Origin of the sequence: Sphingomonas populi, assembly GCF_004208535.1 — a bacterium.
GTDB classification, from domain to species: domain Bacteria; phylum Pseudomonadota; class Alphaproteobacteria; order Sphingomonadales; family Sphingomonadaceae; genus Sphingomonas; species Sphingomonas populi.
The window spans coordinates 1-583 of the sequence record NZ_SGIS01000179.1 but is presented as its reverse complement, the minus strand read 5'-3'; the positions used below and the strand labels follow the sequence as shown (position 1 = coordinate 583).

General features: G+C 67.6%; 1 pseudogene. It reads right to left on the bottom strand.

Annotated features, from left to right (window positions below):
* Nucleotides 1-583, bottom strand: a pseudogene (locus EWE75_RS24845) (transposase); the annotation flags it as partial.

Sequence of the window (583 nt, the reverse complement as noted above, 5' to 3'; positions counted from 1 at the left end):
CATCAACCAGTAGGCGGCGGTGTGGAGGATGAGACGCATCTGGTTGGCATTGGCCGAGCGGCATGAGGTGCGGTCGCTTTTCAGCTGCGCCTTGTGAAGCTTGATGAGATTTTCGGCCTGGCCGCGCGCGCAGTAGAGCGTGCCTTAGATATGTTCGGCGCTGCCCTTCTCGATCGAGGTGACGACGATGCGGATGTCGAGGCCCAGGCTGCTGGCTTCGATCCGCGCCGCCACCCGGCGTTTAGTTGGCCCCCAGGACTTCGCGGCATAACGGGTTTCGGCATAGCGGCGCAGCCCGCCCAGGCCACGCAGCGCCCGGTCGGTGGCGCAGGCATCGGCACAGGCGACGATGACGGGATCGACGTGGAGCGCCTTGTTGCCGGGCAGGCCGAGCACATAGTCGATGCCGTTCGCCTCGCACCATTCCATGATCTCGGGCCGGCCATAATGCCCGCCGCCGCGCAGCGTGATGTGGCTATCGGGCCAGTGGCTGCGGATGCGGCGGATCAGGCGGCGGACGTGACCCGCCGTCTCGGCCCCCGAGGGCGTCTTGCCGGTGCGCAGCAGCATCGCCACCGGGCGC